Source organism: Massilia sp. GER05, from assembly GCF_052056005.1.
GTDB classification, from domain to species: Bacteria; Pseudomonadota; Gammaproteobacteria; order Burkholderiales; family Burkholderiaceae_D; genus Telluria; species Telluria orientalis.
In genome coordinates, this window is the sequence record NZ_CP178858.1 from 913764 (window position 1) to 938288 (window position 24525).

Here is a 24525-nt window from a genome sequence, read left to right on the forward strand (position 1 = left end):
CGGGCGCCGGATTTTTACTTAACGATACATTGTATGTACGCCTCAACCGCCGAGATTGATCGACGCGCCGCCGGGGCCGCCCATGCCGCCGCCCATGCCGCCACGCCCGTGGCCGCCCATGCCGCCCGGACGGCCGCCGCCGCGCTCCCCGCCACGTTCGCCGCCGCGTTCGGTGCCCGAACGCCCCTCCGGCACCACGCGCATCAACTGCTCGCCCATGAACGTCGCGACCTGGGCGCGCTGCTTGTCGTCGAGCGCATCGTTCACTTCCAGCCACGCTTCGCGCAGCTGCTTGTCCTCGGTATTGGTCGCCGCGGCTTCCGCCTCGACGGCCCGGTTCAGGTCGCGCAATTCGACCTCCGGCTTCGCGAGCAGCGTCTTCGCCTGTTCCTGCAGCGCCTCGCGGCGGCGCTGGCGCTCGCGCAGGATGGAGCGCGAACGGCCTTCCACCTGGTTCCACAAGGTCTGCTGGTTCGGGGTCAGGTTCAGGGATTTCTTTACGTCGGCGGACATGAACAGCAGGTCCTCGACGCGCATGTCCATCAGCGGGACGGCGAACGAAGGGACGGCGCTGCCGATGGCGAGCGCGCACAGGACAGCGCGGGCGAACCGGGTCGTGATCATCTTTGGGCTCCGGGCAGAAAAAAGCCCACGGTGGGGGAACCGTGGGCAAAGACCACTTCAAGAGTGGAGAGAGAGAGAGAAAAACTGATAAGAACTATATGCTCCGCCCCCCACCCTGTCCGGGCACTTTACAAATGCTTACGCCGTGTTTGCCGGGAGATACAAGGATTAACAAGAACCCCGAGGTCGTATTTACGGCGCGTACTTACAGCGGCAGGTGCCGGCTCCACCCATCGGCCATCGCCCGCGCGAGATCCGCATGATTCGCGTGCCGGCTGGCGCGGTCGCGCTCGCGGCAAAAGGCCTCGTCGCGGTTGAACAGCGACGCCGCCAGGCCGCGGCCGGCCAGCGTGATGCCCGCCGTTTTCTGGAAGCGCAGCGCGGTGAACGCTTGCAGGGCCTGGCCCACATCGCCCGGATGTGCGTCGATGCAGTTCGCCAGGTGCCACGCGTCTTCCAGCGCCTGGCACGCGCCCTGGCCGGACGTGGGCAGGGCCGCGTGGGCCGCGTCGCCGATCATGACCAGGTTGTCCCGGTGCCAGGTCGGCACGGGATCGTGGTCGTGCACGTAGATCTTGTTGATGCGCGCGGCGGGCGTGGTGGCGACGATGCGCCGTACCGGTTCCGGCCAGTCCGAGAAGAGGCGCTGCAGCTCGTCCCGATAAGCGTCCGGATCGCGCGTGCCGATCATGGCCTGCGCCGCGCCGCCGGCCCAATACGCCTTGTCGCGCGCGACGGGCACGATGCCGAAGCGTTCGCCCGTGCCCCAATAGTCCGAGATCGTGTCCACGTCGAACTCCCCCTCGCAGACGCCGATCCAGTTGATGAAGCCCTGGTAGATGGGCGCATTGCCGCCCGTGACGTAGCGGCGGGCGCACGATGCCATGCGGCCGTCGGCGCCGACGATCAGGTCCGCCGTCAAGGTCGTTCCGTCGTCGAAGTGGACGACCGCACCCGGTTCGATGCGCGCGACGTTGCGGCCATACCGGACGGCGACGCCCAGCGCCTGCAGCCGCGCCGACAGGATGCGCTGGAAATCGCTCCTGAGGATGGACAGGCTGGGATAGCCCATCCGCGCGTCGATCAGGCCGATATCCAGCGCGCCGAGGTCCGCGCCGGCACGCGACAGGCGGCGCATCGCACGCGGGCGGCCGGCGACGGCCGCCATGTCGTCCAGGAGGCCTAGTTGATCCAGCACGAAGGCGGCATTCGGCCACACGACGATCCCCGCGCCGATGTTCGCATCGCCGGCGCGCCGTTCGTGGACGGTGACGTCGTGGCCTTTCAGCTTGAGAGCGATCGCGCTGGCGACACCCGCCACGCCACCGCCGAGAATGGCTATGTGCATGTGAATAAAAAAGGCTGCCGCGGCAGCCTTTTCAACGAGGATCGAACGCAGGTCAGGTGTTGAGCTGCTCGGCGTCGCCCAGTTTGTCCTTGTACGAATCGAAGATCTTGACCAGCGCGTCGCGCATGGAGACCTGCGGCTTCCAGCCCAGTTCCGAGACCGTGTTCTCGATCTTCGGCACGCGGTTCTGCACGTCCTGGTAGCCGGTGCCGTAATAGGCGCCCGAGCTCGTTTCGACCAGCTTCACCTGCTTGGCCGTCTCGCGGTATTCCGGATACTCGGCAGCCAGGTCCAGCATCATGCCGGCCAGTTCGCGGATCGAATAATTGTTGACCGGGTTGCCCACGTTGAAGATCTTGCCGGTGGCCTTGCCGTCCTTGTTCTCGATGATGCGCATCAGCGCGTCGATGCCGTCGTCGACATAGGTGAACGAACGCTTCTGCTGGCCGCCGTCGACCAGCTGGATCGGTTCGCCGCGCACGATGTGGCCCAGGAACTGGGTCAGCACGCGCGAGGAGCCCTCTTTCGGCGTGTGGATCGAATCCAGGCCGGCGCCGATCCAGTTGAACGGACGGAACAGCGTGAAGTTCAGGCCTTCCATGCCGTAGCCCCAGATCACCCGGTCCATCAGCTGCTTGGCGCAGGCGTAGATCCAGCGCGGCTTGTTGATCGGGCCGTAGACCAGTTCCGAGTTCTCCGGATCGAATTCCGAGTCCGGGCTCATGCCGTAGACTTCCGACGTCGACGGGAAAATCAGATGTTTCTTGTACTTGGCGGCCGAGCGGACGATCGGCAGGTTCGCCTCGAAGTCCAGTTCGAAGACGCGCAGCGGCTCCTTCACGTACGTCGACGGCGTCGCGATCGCCACCAGCGGCAGGATCACGTCGCACTTCTTGACGTGGTACTCGACCCACTCCTTGTTGATGGTGATGTCGCCTTCAAAAAAGTGCATGCGCGGATGGTCCAGCAGATGCGCGATCCGCTCGGAGTTCATGTCCATGCCATACACTTCCCAATCGGTCGTCTCCAGGATGCGCTTGGAGAGATGGTGGCCGATAAAACCGTTGACGCCGAGGATGAGGACTTTTTTCATTTCAGGTAGGAAACATTTTCACGTATCGCCCGATTATACCACCGCGCAAATTCACGCAAACCCGCCTCCAGTGACGTCGTGGGTTTGTAGCCGACCCAATCCTGCAGCTTGCTGGTATCGGCGTGCGTGGCCGGCACGTCGCCCGGCTGCATCGGCTGGAAGTCCAGCGTCGCCTTGACATCGAGCGCGCCTTCCAGCGTGCGAATGAAGTCCAGCACCTGCACCGGCGTCTGGTTGCCGATGTTGAAAATGGCGTGCGGCGGCTTGCCTTCCGGTTTGGTCGGCTTGAACAGCAGACGGACGACGCCTTCGACGATGTCGTCGATATAGGTGAAGTCGCGGTACAGCTTGCCTTCGGCGAACACGGGGATCGCCTCGCCCGCCAGCATCTTGCGCGCGAAGCTGAAATAGGCCATGTCCGGGCGGCCCCACGGTCCATACACCGTGAAGAAGCGCAGGCCCGTCGTCGGAATGCCGTACAGATGGCTGTACGAATGGGCCATCAGCTCGTTCGACTTCTTCGTCGCGGCATACAGCGACACGGGCGCGTCAGTGACGTCATCCTCGCTGAACGGCGTCTTGGCGTTGGCGCCGTAGACGCTGCTGCTGCTCGCGTACAGCAGATGCTCAACCTTGTGGTTGCGGCACGCTTCCAGCATGTGGCCGAACGCGACGAGATTCGCCTGTACGTACGCGGCCGGGTTCTTCAGCGAATAGCGCACGCCGGCCTGGGCGGCCAGGTGCACGACGAGTGCCGGTTTCACGCGCTCGAACAGCGCGGCCACCTGCTCGCCGTCGCTCAGTTCGACGGTCTCGCACGGCACGCCGGCCGGTTTCAACAGCGCCTCGACACGGTGGTGCTTCAGCGCCGGGTCGTAGTAATCGTTGAAGTTGTCGCAGCCGACCACGGTGTGGCCCATGGCGGTCAGGCGCACCGCCACCGCGCTGCCGATGAAGCCGGCGGCGCCGGTGACGAGGATCGTTCCCTTGTTGCTCACTGCTTCCGTCATTGCTCGACTTTCCCCGAACGGCGGCCGATGCCTTCATAGACCAGGCCGGCGGCGGCGAAGGCGTCCGGATCGTAGATGTTACGACCGTCGAACACGGCCTTCAGTTTCAGGTTCTCGGCCAGGAACGGCAGGTCCGGCGCGCGGAATTCCTTCCATTCCGTGACCAGCACGAGCACGTCCGCGCCTTCGACGGCCTGTTTGGCCGACTCGACGATGCGCAGACGGGTATTGCACTGGTCTTCGCCATGCTCGGCCACCAGGACGCGCTTCGCCTCGGTGCTGGCGACCGGGTCGTAGGCGACCACGTTGGCGCCCGCGTCGAACAGCGACTTGACCAGGATGCGGCTCGGCGCTTCGCGCATGTCGTCCGTATTCGGCTTGAACGACAGGCCCCACAGGGCGATCGTCTTGCCGTTCAGGTTGTTTGCGCCGCCGAAGAAGCGCACCAGCTTCGTGAACAGCACGTTCTTCTGTTCTTCGTTGACCTTCTCGGTTGCGGTCAGCAGGTGCAGCTGCTTGTCATGGTCGGATGCCGTCTTGATCAGCGCCTTGACGTCTTTCGGGAAGCAGGAACCGCCATAGCCCATGCCGGCGTACAGGAAGTCCGGACCGATGCGCGGGTCCATGCCGATGCCCAGGCGCACGGCCTCGATGTCGGCGCCCAGCAGTTCGGACAGGTTGGCCAGCTCGTTCATGAAGCTGATGCGGGTGGCCAGCATCGCGTTCGCCGCGTACTTCGTCAGCTCGGCGCTGCGGATGTCCATCTCGACGAATTTCTCGTGGTTGCGGCTGAACGGCGCGTACAGCTGGCGCATCTGCTTGCCGGCTTCGGCGTCGTCGAAACCGACCACGATGCGGTCCGGCTTCATGAAGTCGTCGATGGCGGCGCCTTCTTTCAGGAATTCGGGGTTGCTGACGACATGGAACGCGACGTTCACACCGCGTTTCTCCAGTTCGCCCGCGATGGCGCGTTTCACTTTTTCAGCGGTGCCGACGGGCACGGTCGACTTGTCGACGATCACGGCCGGCTTCGTCAGGCGCTCGCCGATGCTGCGCGCGGCCGACAGGATGTGGGTCAGGTCGGCGCTGCCGTCTTCGTCCGGCGGCGTACCGACGGCCAGGAAGATGATGTCGGCGTGGCTGACGGCATCGTCGTAGTTCGACGAGAACAGCAGGCGGCCGGCGGCGGCGTTGCGCTGGACGAGGTTGTCCAGGCCAGGTTCGTGGATCGGGATGATCCCGTCCTTCAACATCGTGATCTTGCGCGTATCGACGTCCAGGCACAGCACGGTGTTGCCGACGTCGGCGAAGCAGGCGCCAGACACCAGTCCGACGTAACCAGTCCCGATAACTGAAATTTTCATGATCTTCTACAGATTGAGGTAAGGGACCATGGGACGCCCGCGCTGCATGCCGGTTCGCCTCATGAGGGAGTGGGCCGGAGGACTTGCCGCCGGGTTAATAACTAGACGAATTTATCACAGATTTCTGGCGAGCACGCTACACGTTTGCTTTTTTGCTATTAAACTGGAGGACGTTCCGTTAGAAAAGCCAAGTAATTGCAATCTATTACATAATAGATGCTACGCTCTGCTATTCCGCCCTGCGCACATCGTCGATGAAGCTCCTTACATTCAGTTCCCTCTTCCCGAACACGGTCAAACCCAGCCACGGCATCTTTGTCGAGACAAGATTGCGTTACCTGCTCGCCAGCGGCCAGGTCGAATCGAAAGTCGTCGCGCCCGTGCCCTGGTTCCCGTCGCAGCACCCGCGTTTCGGCGACTACGCGGCGTTTTCCAAGGTGCCGGCGCGCGAAACCCGCTACGACATCGAGGTCACGCACCCCCGCTACCTCGTCATTCCGAAGGTCGGGATGACGGCGGCGCCGTGGCTGATGGCCCAGGCCTGCAAGAAAGAGATCGGGCGCATCATCGACGAGGGCTATGACTTCGACGTCATCGACGCGCATTATTTCTATCCGGACGGCGTCGCTGCGGTGATGCTGGGCAAGTACTTCAACAAGCCCGTCGTCATTACGGCCCGCGGTACCGACATTAACCTGATTCCGCAGTTCACGCTGCCGAGAAAGCAGCTCATGTGGGCGGCAAACAACGCGGCCGGCATGATCACGGTGTGCCAGGCACTGCGCGAAGAGATGATCGGTCTCGGCATTCCGGGCGACCGCATCGTCTCGCTGCGCAACGGCGTCGACCTGCAGCGCTTCGTGCCGATGGACCGCGCGGCCGCGCGCGCCCAGCTGGGCATCGACGGCTTCACCGTCATTTCCGTCGGCGTGCTCGACCCGCGCAAGGCGCACGACCTGACCATCGGCGCGCTGCCGATGCTGCCGGACGTGAAACTGCTCATTGCCGGCATCGGCCCGGAGCGCAAGAAGCTGGAAGCGCTGGCCGCCAGCCTGGGCGTGACCGACCGCGTCAAATTCCTCGGCGCCGTCGCGCAGACCGAGCTCAAGCATTACTACAACGCGGCCGATGCGATGATCCTCGCGTCCAGCCGCGAAGGCTGGGCCAACGTGCTGCTCGAGTCGATGGCCTGCGGCACCCCGGTCGTTGCATCCAACGTGTGGGGCACGCCGGAAGTCGTGGCCAGGCCGGAAGCCGGCGTGCTGATGAAGGAACGCACGGCGAAAGGCATCGCCGAGGCGCTGACGGAACTGCGCCGCAGCTGCCCGGACCACGCCGCCACCCGCCGCTATGCCGAGGGTTTCAGCTGGGACGACACGACCAACGGGCAACTGACGTTGTTTTCGCGCATCATCAACAGCCGCGGCAGCTTGCCGGCGGGCAAGCGCGCCGTCGCCTGACGGGACTCCCGCGCATCCCGGCGTCGCACCGGGGCCGCGGGAGGGTTATACTGGACCGCAGTCTCCTTTCGCTCATCGCCCATGCGCTCCAGCTTCAAGAACGTTGCCCTGGTCACCCTCGGTGTGATCCTCGGGGTCGGCGTCACGATGCAATATTCGGCCCTGGCCCACAAGCCGGTGGACGGCATGCCCATCGAGGGCCTGCACCAGCTGGCGCATGCCTACAACACGATCAAGGCCGACTACGTCGAGCCCGTCGAAGACCGCAAGCTCCTCACGCAGGCCGTCTCCGGCATGGTGGGCGCGCTCGACCCGCACTCGGCCTACCTGGACCGCAAGGCCTACCGCGAACTGCGCGAAGGGACCGAAGGCAAATTCGTCGGCCTGGGCATCGAGATCAACCAGAGCGAAGAAGGCTATGTCCGCATCGTCACCCCGATCGAGGACGCCCCGGCCGCCCGCGCCGGTATCCAGGCGGGCGATTTGATCACACACGTCGACGGCGCGGCGGTGAAGGACATGGACCTCGACGAGGCCATCAAGCGCATGCGCGGCGAGCCGCACACGAAGGTCGTGCTCACGGTGCTGCGCAAGAACGCCCCGGCGCCGCTGTCGTTCACGATCGTGCGCGACGAGATCGTGCAGAAGAGCGTGAAGGGCAAGATCGTCGCGCCCGGCTACGCGTGGGTGCGCGTGTCGCAGTTCCAGGAACCGACTGTCGAGGATCTCGCGAATAAACTGGCCGCGCTCGCGCGCGAGGAGCCGAACCTGAAAGGTCTCGTGCTCGACCTGCGCAACGACCCGGGCGGCCTGCTGCAGGGCGCGATTGGAGTCTCCGCCGCGTTCCTGCCGAAGAATGCCGAGATCGTCTCGACGAACGGCCAGCTGGACGATTCGAAGGCCCGCTTCTACGGCAGCCCCGAGTACTACCTGCTCAGCCGCGGCAACGATCCGCTCGACAAGGTGCCGGACCTGTATAAAACGATTCCGATGGTCGTCCTCGTGAACACGGGTTCGGCATCGGCATCGGAAATCGTCGCGGCTGCGCTGCAGGACCATAAACGCGCCGCCATCGTCGGCAGCCAGAACGTTCGGCAAGGGTTCGGTGCAGACGATCCGCCCGCTGGCCGGCGACACCGCGGTGAAACTGACGACCGCACGCTATTACACGCCCAGCGGCCGCTCGATCCAGGCGCGCGGCATCGTGCCCGACGTCCCCGTCGACGAGAACGCCGACGGCGACGGCCTGAACGCCCTGCGCATGCGCGAGGCCGACCTGCAGCACCACCTCAAGAACGACACCAGCCGCGCGGGCGAGGAAGCGACGAACCACGACGACATCGAGGAGCAGATGCGGATCCTCGCCGCCGAACGCACCCGCAAGCCGCTGGAATTCGGCAGCGCGGACGATTTTCAGTTGACCCAGGCGCTGCACCATCTGCAAGGGCTGCCCGTACAGTTATCCAAACGCGCCACGCCGCCCGCCTCGCTTGCCCAACAGGCTCACTGATTCCGCACAACGCCTGTACGGACGGGCTTCCTGTGGAATGGAGCCTCGGTTCCCACCCTCAGTACGATTGTGTAGAATCGCCTGATTCAGGGAGTGTTGCCTCCCGTTATAGTCTATGAAAGCTAGTCAAACATGAAACCTGTCGTCATCAGCGGCACCGGCCTGTTCACGCCACCGAATTCGATTTCCAACGATGAGCTGGTGACGGCGTTCAACCAGTACGTCGAGCTGTTCAACGCGGAGCACGCCGGGAAGATCGCGGCCGGCGAGGTTACCGCACTGGAACCGTCCAGCAGCGCCTTCATCGAAAAAGCGTCGGGCATCAAGTCGCGCTACGTGATGGAAAAGGCCGGCATCCTCGACCCCACGCACATGACGCCGCGCATCAAGGAGCGCGCCGACGAGGAACTGTCGCTGCAGGCCGAGATCTGCGTCGCCGCCGCCCGCGAAGCCCTCGCGCGCGCGGGCCGCACGCCGGCCGACATCGACATGGTCCTGGTCGCCGCCAGCAACATGCAGCGCGCCTACCCGGCGATGGCTGTCGAGGTGCAGGAAGCGCTCGGCATCGACGGCTACGGCTTCGACATGAACGTGGCCTGCTCGTCCGCCACGTTCGCGATCCAGACCGCCGCCGCCGCCGTCCAGACGGGCCAGGCGCGCGCCGTGCTCGTACTCGATCCGGAAATCACGAGCGCCCACCTGAACTTCCGCGACCGCGACAGCCATTTCATCTTCGGCGACGCGTGCACCGCGATGGTCATCGAATCGGCCGACACGGCCACGAGCGCCCACCAGTTCGAGATCCTCGATTCGAAACTCAAGACGAAGTTCTCGAACAATATCCGCAACAACTACGGCTTCATGAACCGTTTCGACGAAGACGGTATCGGCCAGCCCGATAAACTGTTCCGCCAGCAGGGCCGCAAGGTGTTCAAGGAAGTGTGCCCGATGGCGGCCGCGATGATCCGCGACACCGTCGAGCACGCGGGCCTGAAGATCGAGGACATCTCCCGCTTCTGGCTGCACCAGGCGAACCTGAGCATGAACCAGCTGATCGTGCGCACCCTGCTGGGCCGCGACGCCACGCCGGACGAAGCGCCGGTGATCCTCGACCGCTACGCGAACACATCGTCGGCCGGCTCGATCATCGCGTTCCACTCGCACCAGGACGACCTGCCCAGCGGCGCCAACGGTGTCATCTGTTCTTTCGGCGCCGGCTATTCGATCGGCTGCGTCGTCGTGCGTAAAAGGTAGTTCCAGTCCTACAAAGGTGCGCTCCCTCTTCCTCTGGAACAGCGCGTTCCCCGCGCGCATGATCCTCCTGTCAGCGCATCAGCATGCGCAGCCCACAGGAGGATCAAATGACCAAACAAAAGGGACCGGACGCCACGCGCGCCCGCGGCATCGCCAAGGAAAAAATCGTTCCCGTCGCGGAAGGCAGCCAGCAGCCGCGCGCACCGGGCTGGGTGGCGCCGGGCGGGGCCAACGTCCAGTCGGCGAATATCGAACAGCAGGGCGCATCCCTGCGCGCGCGCGGCTCGCTGCAGGGCGGCCTCAACGAGAACGTGGGCAGCCAGCGCGGCGGTCCCGGCGCCCAGCAGGCCGGCTGGAGCGCCCGCCAGAGCGCCCAGCGCATGCAGGCGCGCGGCGAAGAAGACCGCCTGAACGCATCGCGCCAGTCGGGCTACGGCGGCATGGAACAGCAGCAGAAAGGCGGCTCGCTGGAAGCGGCGGCGGGTTCCCGGCAAAGCGGCCTCGACACGCCGCGCGAGGGTGACCAGACAGCGCAGCCGGCGTCGGATTACCGCAGCAAGAAGAGTAAAAAGGGCAGCAGCGGCGCCGGGCAATAAGCGTCGTTACGCCTGGCCTTCCGCCTGTATCGGCGCGGCGGCGGCGTTCGTGCGGCGCTCGCCGTTCAGCCAGCGCCGCACTGGATCTTCGTACAGGTAGAACGCCACGACGCCGACCAGGACGCCGATCACACCCGCCAGCTGGCGCTGCAACAGGTGGTTCTGGTACGCCACGTACGCCAGCTGCTGCCAGACGTACAGCGAAAACGAGCAAATCCCGAACCAGCGCAGCACGCCCACGGACAGCGTGTTGCGCAGCAGCGCCGGCGCCGTCCCGGCATAATTGATGGACACGGCCAGCAGCAGCGGCCCGAGCGTGATCGCGAGGATCGGCAGATCCGTCCAGGAGAAGCATACGGCGCCGAGCGCCAACGTCATGGGAGCGATCCAGGACGCGCCCGTGTGCAGCGCCGGCACCTCGTGCCGCCACGCGCGCAGCGTGGCGGACGCGATCAGGCCCAGCGCCGCACATTCCGACCGAGCGAACCACGGCGACGCGCCGCCGGGTGGATACACCGTGTAGTAGAGGTTCAGGCCGAGGCACACGAGCGTGCTGAGTGCCAGCAGCCAGGTCCGCTTGACGCCGGCCGCCCCGGCCACGAGGGCCAGCAGCGCCAGGTAAATATAGCTGTGCTCTTCGACGTTCAGCGACCAGAAATGCCCGATCTGCCAGGCGCCCGACCAGATACTGACGTTGGCCGGATAATAGGTGCGGGCAAACAGCAGCGTCGAGACCAGTTCGTCGGCCGGCACCTCGTACTGCTTCTGGTACCACGCCGCGCCTGCGAGCGCGAACGCCGCAGCGACGTACAGCCAGTACGTCGGCATGATGCGGCTGATTCGGCGTTTAAAGAAACGGCCCAGCGGCACGTTCTTAACGAACAGGAGTTCCCCCATCAGGTAGCCGGACAGCGCGAAGAACAGCGCCACGCCTAACCTGCCCCCGCCACCGAGGCCGAAGTGCGATTGGAGGACGAGCACGATCGCAAGGCCGCGCCAACCGTCGAGGTACGGAATTGTTTTGGTGGATGTGGACATTGTCAGGCCGAAACAAAGGGATCAGCTTGGCAACTTACCACCTATTTGACAATATGTTAACTTAAATTCTTTCCAATAGTTGCAAATGCGCTACGCCTACAGCCGCGCCGCCAGCTCCGCCCCTTCGCGGATCGCCCGCTTCGCATCCAGTTCGGCCGCCAATGCCGCGCCGCCGATCTTGTGGAATGCGGGCCCGCCCTGCTGCCCTTCCGGCGGCATCAGTTCCGCCAGGCTTTCCTGCCCGGCGCAGATCACCACATTGTCCACTTCCAGCAATTTCGCCTGCCCGCCCACGGTGATGTGCAGGCCCGCGTCGTCGATGCGGTCGTATTGCACGCCCGCCAGCATCGCGACGCCGTTGCGTGCCAGCGTGGCGCGGTGCACCCAGCCCGACGTCTTGCCCAGGCCCGCGCCCGGACGCGTCGACTTGCGCTGCAGGAGCCAGATGCTGCGCGCGGGCGTCACGCCATGCGGCTTCACGAGGCCGCCCGGCGCGGCCACGTCCAGGTCGACGCCCCATTCGCCGGCCCAGTCCGCGACGGGCTGCGGGCGCGGCGCGTTGGCGTCGTGGACCAGGAACTCCGCCGTGTCGAAGCCGATGCCGCCGGCGCCGATGATCGCCACGCGCGGGCCGACGGGCGCGCGGTCGCGCAGCACGTCCAGGTAGGACAGCACCTTCGGATGCGCTATGCCCTCGATGCGGGGACGGCGCATCGTGACACCGGTCGCCACGATCACGTCGTCATAGCCGGCCGCGACGAGTTCCTCGCGCGTGACGCGCTGGCCGAGCCGCAGTTCCACGCCCGTCAGCGCCAGCTGGCGGCCGAAATAGCGGATGGTTTCCGCGAATTCTTCCTTGCCGGGGATGCGCATGGCGATGTTGAACTGGCCGCCGATCCGCTCAAGCGCATCGAACAGCGTGACGGCATGGCCGCGCTGCGCCGCCACCGTCGCGGCGGACAATCCCGCCGGCCCGGCGCCGACGACGGCGATGCGCTTGCGCTGGCGTGTCGGCGTGTACACCAGTTCCGTCTCGTGGCATGCGCGCGGGTTCACGAGACAGGTCGCGCGCTTGTTGGCGAACGTGTGGTCCAGGCACGCCTGGTTGCAGGCGATGCACGTGTTGATGCGGTCCGCGTGGCCCGCCGCGGCCTTGTTCACCCAATCGGGATCGGCCAGGAACGGCCGCGCCATCGACACCAAGTCCGCGCTGCCCTCGGCCAGCAGCTGCTCCGCGTCGGCCGGCATGTTGATGCGGTTCGACGCGACGACAGGAATCCTGACGGCATCCCGCAGCCGCGCCGCAACCGACGCAAAGGCAGCGCGCGGCACCGACGTGACGATGGTCGGGATGCGTGCCTCGTGCCAGCCGTAACCCGTGTTGAGGATCGTGGCGCCGGCGTTCTCCAGCGCCTGCGCCACCTGCACGACTTCGTCCCACGTGTTACCGCCGTCGACGAGGTCCAGCACGGAGTGACGGACCATCACGATGAACTCGCGCCCGACGGCCGCGCGGATGCGGCGCACGATCTCCACCGGCAGGCGCATGCGGTTCTCGATGCTGCCGCCCCACGCGTCCGTGCGGCGGTTCGTGCGCGCACACAGGAACTGGTTGATCAGGTAGCCCTCGCTGCCCATCACCTCGACGCCGTCGTAGCCGGCGCGTTTGGCAAGCGTCGCGCAGCGGACATAGGCCGCGATGGTCGATTCGATGCCGCGTGCCGTCAGCGCGCGCGGGCGGAACGGGGAAATCGGCGACTTGACGTTCGAGGCGGAGACGACGAGCGGCTGGTAGCCGTAGCGGCCCGCATGCAGGATCTGCAGCAGGATCTTGCCGCCCTCTTCGTGCACGGCGCGCGTGACGCGGCGGTGATTCAGGACGTCGGCGCGGAAGTTCAGCGTGCCGCCGAACGGCAGCAGCCAGCCCTGGCGGTTCGGCGAGATGCCGCCGGTGACGATCAGGCCCGCGCCGCCGCGCGCACGCTCGCGGTAGAACGCGGCCAATTTGCCGTAGTTCCAGAAGCGGTCTTCGAGCCCCGTGTGCATCGACCCCATGATCACGCGGTTCTTCAGCGTCGTGAAGCCGAGGTCGAGGGGAGACAGCAGGTGGGGATAAGCGGTGTCGGGGAGCGGGGCGGTCATGGGCACGACGTGAGTGATGATCCCGGCATTACACCGGGATTTCGTCGAGCCGTGGTTCTAATCGCGACACGCGCGAACGTCAGGCCGGATAACTCTCCGGCGTGCGCAGTTCGGCGAACTGCTCGATGCTGCCGATGCGCACGCTGACAGGGTTCAGGCTGGTATGCGGCGCCAGGGAGCGCCACGCGAACTTCCACTCCTTTTCGCGCGCGTCGGAAATCGGGCGGGAAAAGGCCGAGCCCAGGCGCGAGCGGATGCCGTATTCGACCTGGCCGTCGATGCCGGCCCAGTTGGGCAAGGCGCGCTGGACGGCGCGGTGCAGGCGCTCGCCGAATTCTTCCGTGTTGTGGATGACGAGGCAGCTGTCGGCCGGGCCGAGGACGTCGAACAGGCTCCGGTTCCACGCCGTGGAAAACGACAGGGTCAGGAAGCCGTTCTCGGGCTGGAGCTTGAACTGGCCGGTGGACAGCGCCAGTTCCAGTTCGGCGCGCAGGCCGTAGCGATGCAGGGTGGGGGGACGTTGATAGTCGTTCATGATGGTCTCGATTCGTAAAAACTAGTCCGGCCGGACCGGAACGTCGTGGCGGTGGATGCGCATGTAGCGGAACGAGACGGACACTTCGCGCAGCAGGAAAATGAAGCTGGCAATCAGGGCGACCATGGCCACCACGAACATGCCGGCGATGTAGCGGTCGAGCGGCAGATTGGTGGTATCGCCGAGGAACAGGCAGGCGATGATCACGCAGATCAGGAAGCCGCAGCCGGTGCTGGCCGTGATCGCATAATTGATCAGCCGCCAGCGCTGGTACAACACGTCGAGCTCCTCGCTGCAATCCGGATCCGGCCCCTTGCGCAGTTCGATCTTGAGGTCGCGGGTACGGTCGATGATGCGCGCGAGGCGGTTCATCAGTACCGTCAGCTTGGTCGCCACGCCGGTCAGCAGGAACACGGGCGCGATCGACAGCTGGATGACATGGCCGATGTCGTTGGTCTGGATATTCATGCGGGTAGCTTGTCGTTATTGTAAGAAGCTGGGGACAGTGTAGCAGGCGGCGGCCTCGGTCCAAATCGACGCCGTTTCAATCGAAACGGCCGTGTCGCTTGAACTGTTCCGTGGCGGCGACGAGGGCACGGGCGATGCCCGCTTCCAGCGCGCCGTGGCCGGCGTCCGGGATCATGCGCAGGCGCGACCCGGCCCAGGCCTGGTGCAGGCGGTACGCGGACAGCGGCGGGCAGATCACGTCGTAGCGCCCCTGCACGATCACGGCCGGCAGGTGGGAGATACGGCCGACGTCGCGCAGCAGCTGGTCGGGCTCGAGGAAGCCGCCGTGCGCCATGTAGTGCGATTCGAGCCGGCCCACGCCCAGGTCGAGCGTGTCGGACGCGTGCTCTTCTTCCTGCGGCAGCAGGAACACGCGGCGGCCCTCGAAGCGGCTCCATGCGCGCGCGGCGGGCCAGTACTGCTGCGGATCGTCGCACAGCAGGCGCTTCGTGTACGCGGTCAAGAGGTCGCCCCGTTCCTCGACGGGAATCGGCGCGATGAATTCGTCGTACAGCTCCGGATAGAACCACTGCACGCCGTACAGGAAGAATTCGATCTCGGCCGGCGTGCACAGGAAAATCCCGCGCAGGACGAAGCCGAGGCAGCGCTCCGGGTGCGCCTGCCCGTAGGCCAGCGCCAAGGTCGAGCCCCACGAGCCGCCGAACACGAGCCAGCGCTCGATGCCGAACATGGCGCGCAAGCGTTCGATGTCCTCGATGAGCAGCTGCGTCGTGTTGTTGCGCCACTCGCCCAGCGGCGTCGACTTGCCGGCGCCGCGCTGGTCGAACAGGATCACGCGGTAGGTGCTCGGGTCGAAGAAGCGGCGGTGCTGCGGCGACAGGCCCGCGCCCGGACCGCCGTGCAGGAACACGACGGGAATGCCGTTCGGGTTGCCCACTTCTTCCCAATAGATCGTGTGCAGGTCGTCCACGGCCAGCATGCCGTGACGGTGCGGGAGGATGGGCGGGAACAGCGACGGCGGGGTGGCGGGCATGATCGGTCAGCGAAAAAACGACAACCGATTGTAGCCTACCGCCCGGCCATTCTAGAAGAAAGTGTTGAGCGCGAAGCGTACCGCGTAGTCGTCGTCCACGGCCAGCAGCAGCGGCCAGCGGTCGAAGGTCGTGCACGGATGCGAGATGCCGCAGCCGACCAGGTCCCCCACCGCGAGCATGTCGCGCACGGGGCCTTCCGGCAGGCGCAGGTACGCGTGCTGGTCGTTCATCTTGACGATCTCGCAGCCGTCCGGCAACGCGTGCGCGGCGCCGGGACCGGGCCGGTGGTGCCACAGCGGCACCGGCAGGCCGGCATCGTGCGACGCGTCGCGCTTGCCCATCGTGAGGATCGCGAGGCCCGGTTCGGGGCGCGACTGCACGACGCTCCAGATCTCCAGCGCCGGCCGCAGGCCCGCTTCCGGCTCGACGCCTTCGCGCGCGTCGAGTGCGGCGATGTGGCGCTGGTACATGCCGTGGTCGCTCGTCAGGTAGCAGCCGCTGCGCAGCACGGACACGAGCGGCAGCGACAGGCCGTGCAGCTCCTGGAAGCCGCGCGCGACGAGGTCGAAGTACGACGAGCCGCCCGCCGTCACGAGGATCTCGCGCGTGCCGAACAGGCCTTCGTCGTCGGCCTCGCGCACGAGCGCGCACAGGCGCGCGACGAAGCTGGACACGGCGCGCAGGTCGGCATCGTGGTCGTCCGACACCAGCAAGCCTTCATAGCCTTCGAAGCCGGCCAGCACGAGGCCCGGCGCGCGCTCGATGGCCCGCGCCACCGTCAGCGCTTCCTCGGGCGTGCGGCAGCCGGCGCGCTTGCCGGACAGGCCCAGTTCGACGAGCACGGACAAGGGTCGCGTGAGCGGGTGATTTTCGACTTCCTCGGCCAGGCGCGCCACGCCCGCGAGCGAATCGGCCAGCACGACGCATTCGAAGCCGGGATCCTCGTGCAGCAGCTGCAGCACCATGCGCACGTCGCTGCGCGCGACGAGCTGGTTCGCGACCAGCACACGGCGCACGCCGAAGCGGTGCGCGACCCGCACCTGCACGGCGTTCGCCAAGGTGATGCCCCAGGCGCCGTTCGCGAGCTGGGCGCCGAACAACTGCGGGCACATCGTCGTCTTGCCGTGCGGCGCGATGCGCACGCCGTGGCGCTCGCAGAAATCGCGCATCCATTCGAGGTTGTGGCGCAGCGCGGACGTTTTCAGTACCGCGACGGGAAAACTCGTGTCGCCATGCAGCACGTTCCAGCCCTGCACGCCGATCGCACCCTGGCGCAGCGGCGCCGTCAACGGCAAGCCCTTCACGCCGGGCTGCAGCATCTGTTCTTCGAGACTGGACAAGGCCAGCGCGCCGTGCGGCAATGCGTTCATGGTGTTTCCCTTCGCAACTCGTCCTCGAGATCGACGCGCAGCAGGCCCGGCGTCGGCATCACGCCTTTCGAACCGGGCGTGCGGAAGATGCCGGGCAGGAGGCCATCCTGCTGCAGCTGGGGCAGCAGCTCGGACAGCAGCTCGTCCAGCGAAAAGGCCTGGGGTTCATAGCCTTCCCATTCGAATTCCGCGCACAGCCGGGCGAATTCCTCGTCCGGCCACATCGCGAACACGAGCGTGCCGTCGTCCTTGTTTGCGAGCGCCCAGCCGTTGCGGTACAGGCCCCACACGGTGCCCGACGCGGCCACCCGCTTGACGAAATATTCATAGCGCTGCGGCGCCGGCAGGCGCACCACGGCCTTCACTTGTTCAGCATCGATCATTCAATTATCCCACGCGCGCCCGGCGGCGGCCGTCGGGACGAGCATACGACATCTGCCCTCCACCGCGGCGCGCAGGCCAACACCGGGGTCAGAGCCCGTTTTTTGGAAATTGCCCAAAATCGGGCTCTGACCCCGGTGTTTAGACGCGAAAAAAAACACCGCCCGGAGGCGGTGTCGATGCGTCGCAAGCGAGGCCGCTTACTGCATGTGCTGGCCGCCGTTGATGGCGATGTTGGCGCCGGTGACGAAGGCGGCTTCGTCCGACGACAGGTACGCGACCAGGCCAGCCACTTCTTCCGGCTTGCCCAGGCGGCCCATCGGGATCTGCGGCAGGATCTTCGATTCCAGCACTTCGGCCGGGATGTCGGTGACCATCTTGGTGCCGATGTAGCCCGGCGAGATGGTGTTCACGGTGACGCCCTTGCGCGCCACTTCCAGCGCCAGGGCCTTCGTGAACCCGTGGATGCCGGCCTTGGCCGCCGAGTAGTTGGTCTGGCCGAACGCGCCCTTCTGGCCATTGACGGACGAGATGTTGATGATGCGGCCCCAGCCGCGCTCGACCATGCCGTCGGCGACGGGCTTGGTCATGTTGAACACGGAATCCAGGTTGGTCTTCATGACCGCATCCCAGTTGACCTTGTCCATCTTCTTGAAGGTCATGTCGCGCGTGATACCGGCGTTGTTGACCAGCACGTCGACGGGGCCGACGTCCTGCACGACCTTGGCCACGCAGGCCTGGGCGGAGTCGTAATCGGACACGTCGCATTCATACGCCTTGAAGTCATGGCCCTGTTCGCGCATCGCAGCAAGCCAGCCTTCCGCTTTCTTGCTGCCCGGCGAGTACGTCGTCACAACCTTGTAGCCGAGCGCCGCCAGCTTGATGCAGATCGCTTCACCCAGGCCGCCCATGCCGCCGGTCACTAATGCCACTCTAGCCATTGTCTTCTCCTAGTTTTTGCACACACTTGTTAACTACGGATACCGGCACGGCGCCCCAGCAGTGGCCAGTGGCGCCGTGCGGGTGTTTAATCGCGCTCGACTGCCAAGGCAACGCCCATGCCGCCGCCGATGCACAGGGCAGCGAGGCCCTTCTTGGCGTCGCGGCGGACCATTTCGTGCAGCAGGCTCACCAGCACGCGCGCGCCCGAGGCGCCGATCGGGTGGCCCAGCGCGATCGCGCCGCCGTTGACGTTGATCTTCGACGTGTCCCAGCCCATCTGCTTGTTGACGGCGACAGCCTGGGCGGCGAAGGCTTCGTTGATTTCCATCAGGTCGACTTCTTCGTGCTTCCAGCCGGCCTTTTCCAGCGCCTGGCGGGCGGCGTCGACGGGGCCCATGCCCATGATGGCCGGGTCCAGGCCGGCCGACGAATACGCCTTGATGCGGGCGATCGGGGTCAGGCCCAGTTCCTTCGCTTTCGAGGCCGACATCATGATCACGGCGGCGGCGCCGTCGTTCAGACCGGAGGCGTTGCCGGCGGTGACGGTGCCCTCCTTGTTGAAGGCAGGACGCAGGCTGGACAGGCCTTCCAGCGTGGCGCCGTGCTTCGGATACTCGTCGGTATCGAACACGGTGGTGCCCTTCTTGGAGGCGATCTCGATCGGGATGATCTCGTCCTTGAACTTGCCGGCCTTTTGCGCGGCTTCCGCCTTCAGCTGCGACTGCAACGCGAATTCGTCCTGTTCCTGGCGCGAGATTTCGTACTTGCGCGCGACGTTCTCGGCCGTCACGCCCATGTGGTACTGGTTGTAGACATCCCACAGGCCGTCGACGATCATCGTGTCGGTCAGCTTGGCATCGCCCATGCGGAAGCCGTCGCGCGAACCGTTCAGCACGTGCGGCGAGGCGCTCATGTTTTCCTGGCCGCCGGCGATCACGATCGAGGCGTCGCCGCACTTGATGGCCTGGGCCGCCAGGTGGGTGGCGCGCAGGCCGGAGCCGCACACCATGTTCAGGGTGAACGCCGGCACCTTGTCCGGCAGGCCGCTCTTGATGACCGCCTGGCGCGCCGGGTTCTGGCCGACGCCGGCCGTCAGGACCTGGCCCATGATGACTTCGCTGACCGCGGCCGGATCGATGCCGGTCTTCGTCAGCAGGTGCTTGATGACCTGGGCGCCTAGCTCGGCAGCCGGAATTTTTGAGAGCGTGCCACCGAACTTGCCGATTGCAGTACGGCCTGCGGCCACGATTACGACATCTTCCATATCAATCTCCGGTATCCCGGCCCCAGCGGCCGGGGTTCAATGAGTGGACAGCCCTGCTGTCGGCCTTTTTCTGCCCAGGCCTGGAAGAATTCGAACACCAGCACAACGCGCGCTTGAGGAATCACAATCTCCGCTCAAGCTTGGACAGAAAGCCAACAATATTAGTGACCTCGCTTAAATCTTGTTTAAGCAAAATCAATCTTATCAGCTTATTCATCGGAAAAAACAGCCTTTTTATTGATTTTGCTTAAGGTTGAGCATCTTTCTCAGACATTATTTTTGTTCAGGAAACAGGAGTTTCCAGTCATCCAAACCCGCCCAAAACCCTTTTCCGTTGAGTGAAATTTCACAGTAGAATGCACGGGCTAAGCCAACCACATTGATTTATGCCCAAAAGCTCGAGCTCCCTGCCCATCGAAATCAAGATCTCCACGGTCGTGGCCATTTCGACCATCCTGCACTCGGCCGATCCGATCGCGATCGATGCCGCGCTGAAGCAGATGACCGGGGGTGTGTCGGATTTTTTCGAGGATGAATTTGCCGTCATCGACGTCGCCGGCATCGCCGACGACGCCGCGCACATCGATTGGGAGGCGCTGGTCGCGCTGCTCAAGAAATACCGCCTGAACGCCGTCGCCGTGCGCGGCGCGCCGGCCGCGCTGCACGACGTGATCCGCGCCCACGACCTGTTCCTGGACGACGGCACCAGCGGCTTGCAGACGAGCGCCGGCCGCGAACGGGAAATGCCCGCGGCACCGGTCGAAACGGCAGAGCCCGCTGCCGAACCCGCACCATCGCCCGCGCCGGCCCCTGCGGCACCAGTGCACGCGATGATCGTCGACACACCGGTCCGTGCCGGCCAGCGCATCTACGCGCGCGGCACCGACCTGATCGTGACCGCCGTCGTGAACAATGGCGCCGAGCTCATCGCCGACGGCAGCATCCACGTGTACGCGCCGCTGCACGGCCGCGCGCTGGCGGGGGCGTCGGGCAATGCGGGCGCGCGCATCTTCGCGCTGCAGTTACAGCCAGAACTGGTGTCGATCGCGGGCGTTTACCGGACGTTCGACGAAGGTTTCCCGGCAGAGGTCGCACGCCAGCCGGCACAAATCCGTTTGGTCGGCGACCGAATCGATATATCATCGCTGGGTTCGGCGACCCGCAATTAAAGCGCGCCCCTGTACCAGCACTGACCAGATACTGAAAAGGACACAATTTTTTCATGGCAAGAATTATCGTTGTAACGTCCGGTAAGGGTGGTGTGGGCAAGACCACCTCGAGCGCAAGCTTCTCGACCGGCCTCGCACTGCGCGGCCACAAGACCGTCGTCATCGATTTCGACGTCGGCCTGCGCAATCTCGACCTGATCATGGGTTGCGAACGCCGCGTCGTGTACGACCTGATCAACGTCATCAACGGCGAAGCGAGCCTGACCCAGGCCCTGATCAAGGACAAGCACTGCGACAACCTGTTCATCCTGCCGGCTTCGCAGACGCGCGACAAGGACGCGCTGTCGGAAGAAGGCGTGGAAAACGTGCTGAACGAGCTGGTCAAGATGGAATTCGAGTTCATCATCTGCGACTCGCCGGCCGGCATCGAGCACGGCGCCCTGATGGCACTGACGTTCGCCGACGAAGCGCTGATCGTCACCAATCCGGAAGTCTCGTCCGTGCGCGACTCCGACCGCATCCTCGGCATCCTGCAAGCCAAGTCGCGCCGCGCCCAGAGCGGCGGCGAACCGGTCAAGGAACACCTCTTGATCACCCGCTACTCGCCGCGCCGCGTGGAAAACGACGAAATGCTGTCGTACCAGGACGTGCAGGAAATCCTGCGCATCCCCCTGCTCGGCATCATTCCGGAATCGGAAGCCGTGCTGCACGCGTCGAACCAGGGCAACCCGGCCATCCACTTCAAGGAGACGGACGTGGCCCAGGCCTACCAGGACGTCGTGTCCCGCTTCCTGGGCGAAGACATCCCGCTGCGCTTCACCAGTTACGAAAAGCCGGGCTTCCTGCAGCGCCTGTTCGGAGCGAAGTGATATGCCTCTGCTCTCATTCCTGTTCCCCAAGAATCAGAAAAGCGCGACGGCGGCCAAGGAAAGGCTGCAGATCATCATCGCGCGCGAACGCAGCGGCCGCGGCGGCCCGGATTTCCTCCCCGCCCTGCACCGCGAGCTGATCGAAGTGATCTCCAAGTACACCAAGGTCAACGCCGAGGACATCAAGATTTCCCTCGACCGCCAGGGCAACCTGGAAGTGCTCGACGTCAACGTCGTCCTGCCGGACGCCTGACCCCGTTCTTTCTGCCGCGCCGGGGTGATCATGCCGGCGCGGCGGCCACCTCGCGCACGACGCGCGTGCAGGCATCGATGTGCTGGTAGCCCATCTGCCTGAATAACGCAAAGCCGATCGCGGCCGACGCGACCTGCCCCGCCAGCGGCACGATCTTCGCCGCCGACTTGGCCGCCAGCTTGGCGCCCGACTTCTGCAACAGCTTCAGCACCAGTTCCTTCGTCACGATCTTGCCCACGAGCGTACTGCCGATGGCCGCCACGGCCTGGTAAGTGGCGATGCGCATGCGCGGCTGCAGCCGGTCGATCTGCTCCGGCGACAGGCCGAACGCCCGGTTGATCTCTTCCACCATGACGGCAAAGCTGGACAGGTCCGCGACGATGTCCACGCCCGGCACCGGGATCACGGATACGCCTGCCGAAATGGCCGCGCGCTTGCGCACGAGGCCGCGGCAGCGTTCGCGCACGCGTTCGATGTCCTCGCTGGAGACCGGCAACAGGGCCAATTCGTCGCCCTGACTCTTCTTCTTGAACATGTTAGCTCCTCAACCACAATGTTGACGTCAGTGTAACCGGGAGTTTGTCTACGGCCTGACACAACTATGACGCAATTTCCCAACGAAAATGTGAATTTATCTGAGGCATCAGTAGCTTTGCGTTTTAAAAGTCTGATATATTTAGTGACATTGTAGGAATGTTCCTACAGTGATGTCCTTCAGTCCCACAAGCCGAGACAGCCTGAAAATCATGAGAATATCCGTACTGGACAACGACACGACCCAGGCAGAACTCATCTGCCAAGTTCTGAACGGAGCTGGGCACAGCTGTCAAGCCTTCGACAGTGGTAAAGAATTGCTGGGGCAACTCCGCAAGGACAGCACCGACCTGCTGATCGTCGACTGGCAAGTGACCGACGTCCCGGCGGCGGAACTCCTGCGCCGCGCCAAGGAAAAACTGGCGCCGAATACCCCGACGATGTTCCTGGCCGGCAGCTCGGCCGAAGACGACATCGTGGCCGGCGTCACGGCCGGTGCCGACGACTACCTCGTCAAGCCGCTGCGCCGCGGCGAGCTGGTCGCACGCACCCAGGCCCTGCTGCGCCGGGCGTACCCGTCGCAGAATGGTGCCGAACAGTTACAGTTCGGTCCGTACGTGTTCGAGACCCGCCCGGGCCGCCTGATGATGGACGGCGAACAGATCGACGTCACGCACAAGGAATTCAACCTGGCGCTGCTGTTTTTCCGCAACCTGGGCCGTCCGCTGTCGCGTGCGTACATCCACGAATCGATCTGGGTGCGCGAAACGGCCGTGCCGTCGCGTACGATGGACACCCACGTTTCGCGCGTCCGCAACAAACTGCGCCTGCGTCCGGAGAACGGTTTCCGCCTCGTGCCGGTCTATAGCTACGGCTACAGGCTGGAAAAGCTGGGCGCGTGAAACCCTGACGCTGTAGGGGTATAATGGGCGCGCTGCCCAATTTTTGATCACCCATGCAACTGCTCGCCGTCGGCCTCAATCACACCACAGCACCGGTCTCGCTGCGCGAGCAACTGGCGCTGGCGCCTGAGCAGCTGGGCGATGCGGTGCAGGCGGCGCGCGGCTGGTTCTCGAAGTTCAATACTCGCGGCGAAGACGAAGCGGCGCTGCTCTCCACGTGCAACCGCACCGAGATGTACGCCGCCAGCTGCGCACCCGACCCGCTCGACGCGTCCGCGCGCTTTCTCGCGGATTACCACGACCTGAATTTCGCCGACCTGCGCCCGCATTTGTACATGCTGCCGCAGCACGACGCCGTGCGCCACGCGTTCCGCGTCGCCTCCGGCCTCGATTCGATGGTGCTGGGCGAGGCCCAGATCCTCGGCCAGATGAAGGATGCCGTGCGCGTCGCCGACGAAGCGGGCGGCCTCGGTACCTATCTGCACCAGCTGTTCCAGCGCAGCTTCGCCGTCGCGAAGGAAGTGCGATCGACGACCGAGATCGGCGCGCACAGCGTGTCGATGGCCGCCGCCGCCGTGCGCCTGTCGGAACGCATCTTCGATCGCGTCAGCGAGCAGAACGTGCTGTTCATCGGCGCCGGCGAGATGATCGAGCTGTGCGCCACGCACTTCGCCGCCCACAATCCGAAGTCGATCACGATCGCCAACCGCACGCTGTCGCGCGGCGAGGCGCTGGCCGCGCGCTTCAACGGCAGCGCGATCGGCCTCGCCGACCTCTCTGAACGCCTGGCGCAGTTCGACATCGTCATCGCCTCCACCGGCTCCACCTTGCCGCTGATCGGCAAGGGCCTCGTCGAACGCGCAATCAAAGCGCGCCGGCACCGGCCGATGTTCATGGTCGACCTGGCCGTCCCGCGCGACATCGAACCGGAAGTGGGCCGCCTGAACGACGTGTTCCTGTACACGGTCGACGACCTGGCCGAGGTGGTGCGCACCGGCGTCGAAAGCCGCCAGGCGGCCGTCGCGCAGGCCGAGGCCATCATCGAGACGCGCGTGCAGTCGTTCATGCACTGGATCGGCGACCGCGCCGTGGTGCCCGTCATCCGCGACATGCACGAATCGAGCGAAGCGATGCGCCTGGCCGAACTGGAACGGGCGCGCAAGCTGCTCGCCAGGGGCGAAGACATCGAGACGGTGCTCGACGCCCTGTCGAAGGGCCTCACCGCGAAATTCCTGCATGGCCCGCAACAGGCCCTGCACCGCGCCCAGGGCGACGAACGCGCCCGCCTCGCGAGTTTGCTGCCCCAGCTGTTCCGCGGCCGCCGTTAGCGGCCCGCACTCCTTCGTCGTACCCGCGTGCCGCTTC

At 65.1% G+C, this 24525-nt stretch carries 23 protein-coding genes and 1 pseudogene; 9 read left to right on the forward strand and 15 right to left on the reverse strand.

What is annotated here, in order from left to right; all coding sequences use genetic code 11:
• Positions 1-42 precede the first annotated feature (42 nt).
• The 5 genes from ACL58G_RS03985 to ACL58G_RS04005 all read right to left on the reverse strand — a co-directional run bounded on the left by ACL58G_RS03985 (position 43) and on the right by ACL58G_RS04005 (position 5439).
• Complete coding sequence (locus tag ACL58G_RS03985; RefSeq protein WP_413337640.1) at positions 43-624, reverse strand: hypothetical protein; 582 nt, start codon at positions 622-624, stop codon at positions 43-45.
• 205 nt (positions 625-829) lie between these two features.
• On the reverse strand, positions 830-1972 hold the full coding sequence (locus ACL58G_RS03990; RefSeq protein ID WP_413380693.1) for an FAD-dependent monooxygenase: 1143 nt from the start codon (positions 1970-1972) through the stop codon (positions 830-832).
• A gap of 52 nt (positions 1973-2024) precedes the next feature.
• On the reverse strand, positions 2025-3065 hold the full coding sequence (locus ACL58G_RS03995) for a bifunctional UDP-4-keto-pentose/UDP-xylose synthase (protein WP_056134049.1): 1041 nt from the start codon (positions 3063-3065) through the stop codon (positions 2025-2027).
• Entirely contained in the window at positions 3062-4075 is a 1014-nt protein-coding gene (locus ACL58G_RS04000) for an NAD-dependent epimerase/dehydratase family protein (protein ID WP_413380695.1), read from the reverse strand. Before ACL58G_RS04000 ends, ACL58G_RS03995 begins: the two co-directional genes overlap by 4 nt.
• Positions 4072-5439 carry a UDP-glucose dehydrogenase family protein gene (locus ACL58G_RS04005; RefSeq protein WP_440965299.1) on the reverse strand — a complete coding sequence of 456 codons (1368 nt, stop codon included), beginning with the start codon at positions 5437-5439 and terminating at the stop codon, positions 4072-4074. Before ACL58G_RS04005 ends, ACL58G_RS04000 begins: the two co-directional genes overlap by 4 nt.
• Before the next feature lie 254 nt (positions 5440-5693).
• On the opposite strand from ACL58G_RS04005, the gene ACL58G_RS04010 reads away from it, so the two are divergent.
• The 4 genes and pseudogenes from ACL58G_RS04010 (at position 5694) to ACL58G_RS04025 (ending at position 10259) form a co-directional block, all read left to right on the forward strand.
• Positions 5694-6899: a glycosyltransferase family 4 protein gene (locus ACL58G_RS04010; protein ID WP_440965301.1), complete on the forward strand. Its 1206-nt coding sequence runs from the start codon at positions 5694-5696 to the stop codon at positions 6897-6899.
• An 81-nt stretch (positions 6900-6980) separates the two neighbouring features.
• A pseudogene (locus ACL58G_RS04015) lies at positions 6981-8409 on the forward strand (S41 family peptidase).
• A gap of 132 nt (positions 8410-8541) precedes the next feature.
• Complete coding sequence (locus tag ACL58G_RS04020; RefSeq protein WP_440965302.1) at positions 8542-9663, forward strand: beta-ketoacyl-ACP synthase III; 1122 nt, start codon at positions 8542-8544, stop codon at positions 9661-9663.
• A gap of 107 nt (positions 9664-9770) precedes the next feature.
• Positions 9771-10259, forward strand: a complete 489-nt coding sequence (locus ACL58G_RS04025; protein WP_440965304.1) for a hypothetical protein — start codon at positions 9771-9773, stop codon at positions 10257-10259.
• Between the two features lie 6 nt (positions 10260-10265).
• Here ACL58G_RS04025 and ACL58G_RS04030 read toward each other — a convergent pair whose 3' ends face one another.
• From ACL58G_RS04030 to ACL58G_RS04070, 9 genes are all read right to left on the reverse strand, one after another.
• Positions 10266-11297, reverse strand: coding sequence for an acyltransferase family protein (locus ACL58G_RS04030; RefSeq protein WP_440965306.1), 1032 nt, complete (start codon positions 11295-11297; stop codon positions 10266-10268).
• A gap of 96 nt (positions 11298-11393) precedes the next feature.
• On the reverse strand, positions 11394-13439 hold the full coding sequence (locus ACL58G_RS04035; protein ID WP_440965308.1) for an oxidoreductase: 2046 nt from the start codon (positions 13437-13439) through the stop codon (positions 11394-11396).
• Positions 13440-13518: 79 nt separating this feature from the next.
• Positions 13519-13974, reverse strand: a complete 456-nt coding sequence (locus ACL58G_RS04040) for a hypothetical protein (RefSeq protein WP_413380709.1) — start codon at positions 13972-13974, stop codon at positions 13519-13521.
• Positions 13975-13995: 21 nt separating this feature from the next.
• Positions 13996-14442 (reverse strand): DUF2721 domain-containing protein, encoded by a 447-nt coding sequence (locus ACL58G_RS04045; protein WP_413380711.1) that lies wholly within the window; start codon positions 14440-14442, stop codon positions 13996-13998.
• A 76-nt stretch (positions 14443-14518) separates the two neighbouring features.
• Entirely contained in the window at positions 14519-15475 is a 957-nt protein-coding gene (gene pip / locus ACL58G_RS04050) for a prolyl aminopeptidase (RefSeq protein ID WP_440965310.1), read from the reverse strand.
• A 51-nt stretch (positions 15476-15526) separates the two neighbouring features.
• Positions 15527-16846, reverse strand: a complete 1320-nt coding sequence (locus tag ACL58G_RS04055) for an amino acid deaminase (RefSeq protein ID WP_440965311.1) — start codon at positions 16844-16846, stop codon at positions 15527-15529.
• Complete coding sequence (locus ACL58G_RS04060) at positions 16843-17229, reverse strand: DUF2750 domain-containing protein (RefSeq protein ID WP_413343407.1); 387 nt, start codon at positions 17227-17229, stop codon at positions 16843-16845. The genes ACL58G_RS04055 and ACL58G_RS04060 overlap by 4 nt, the downstream gene beginning before the upstream one ends.
• Positions 17230-17427: 198 nt before the next feature.
• A complete protein-coding gene (gene phbB, locus ACL58G_RS04065; protein WP_413380718.1) occupies positions 17428-18168 on the reverse strand; it encodes an acetoacetyl-CoA reductase in 741 nt (246 codons plus the stop codon).
• Between the two features lie 86 nt (positions 18169-18254).
• Complete coding sequence (locus tag ACL58G_RS04070; RefSeq protein ID WP_413380720.1) at positions 18255-19433, reverse strand: acetyl-CoA C-acetyltransferase; 1179 nt, start codon at positions 19431-19433, stop codon at positions 18255-18257.
• A gap of 386 nt (positions 19434-19819) precedes the next feature.
• Here ACL58G_RS04070 and minC point away from each other — a divergent pair, with 386 nt between their 5' ends.
• The 3 genes from minC to minE are packed head-to-tail and all read left to right on the forward strand — an operon-like array spanning position 19820 to position 21724.
• Positions 19820-20602 carry a septum site-determining protein MinC gene (gene minC, locus ACL58G_RS04075; protein WP_440965314.1) on the forward strand — a complete coding sequence of 261 codons (783 nt, stop codon included), beginning with the start codon at positions 19820-19822 and terminating at the stop codon, positions 20600-20602.
• Positions 20603-20655: 53 nt separating this feature from the next.
• Positions 20656-21471, forward strand: coding sequence for a septum site-determining protein MinD (minD, locus tag ACL58G_RS04080; protein WP_413380724.1), 816 nt, complete (start codon positions 20656-20658; stop codon positions 21469-21471).
• A 1-nt stretch (position 21472) separates the two neighbouring features.
• On the forward strand, positions 21473-21724 hold the full coding sequence (gene minE / locus ACL58G_RS04085; RefSeq protein WP_036231293.1) for a cell division topological specificity factor MinE: 252 nt from the start codon (positions 21473-21475) through the stop codon (positions 21722-21724).
• A gap of 28 nt (positions 21725-21752) precedes the next feature.
• Here the strand turns inward: minE and ACL58G_RS04090 are convergent, their stop codons facing one another.
• Positions 21753-22259: a hypothetical protein gene (locus tag ACL58G_RS04090; RefSeq protein WP_413341954.1), complete on the reverse strand. Its 507-nt coding sequence runs from the start codon at positions 22257-22259 to the stop codon at positions 21753-21755.
• A 211-nt stretch (positions 22260-22470) separates the two neighbouring features.
• Here ACL58G_RS04090 and ACL58G_RS04095 point away from each other — a divergent pair, with 211 nt between their 5' ends.
• Together ACL58G_RS04095 and hemA are read left to right on the forward strand one after the other, a co-directional pair.
• Positions 22471-23160 carry a response regulator transcription factor gene (locus tag ACL58G_RS04095; RefSeq protein WP_056133996.1) on the forward strand — a complete coding sequence of 230 codons (690 nt, stop codon included), beginning with the start codon at positions 22471-22473 and terminating at the stop codon, positions 23158-23160.
• 53 nt (positions 23161-23213) lie between these two features.
• On the forward strand, positions 23214-24488 hold the full coding sequence (gene hemA, locus ACL58G_RS04100) for a glutamyl-tRNA reductase (protein ID WP_413380726.1): 1275 nt from the start codon (positions 23214-23216) through the stop codon (positions 24486-24488).
• The last annotated feature ends 37 nt before the right edge of the window (positions 24489-24525 follow it).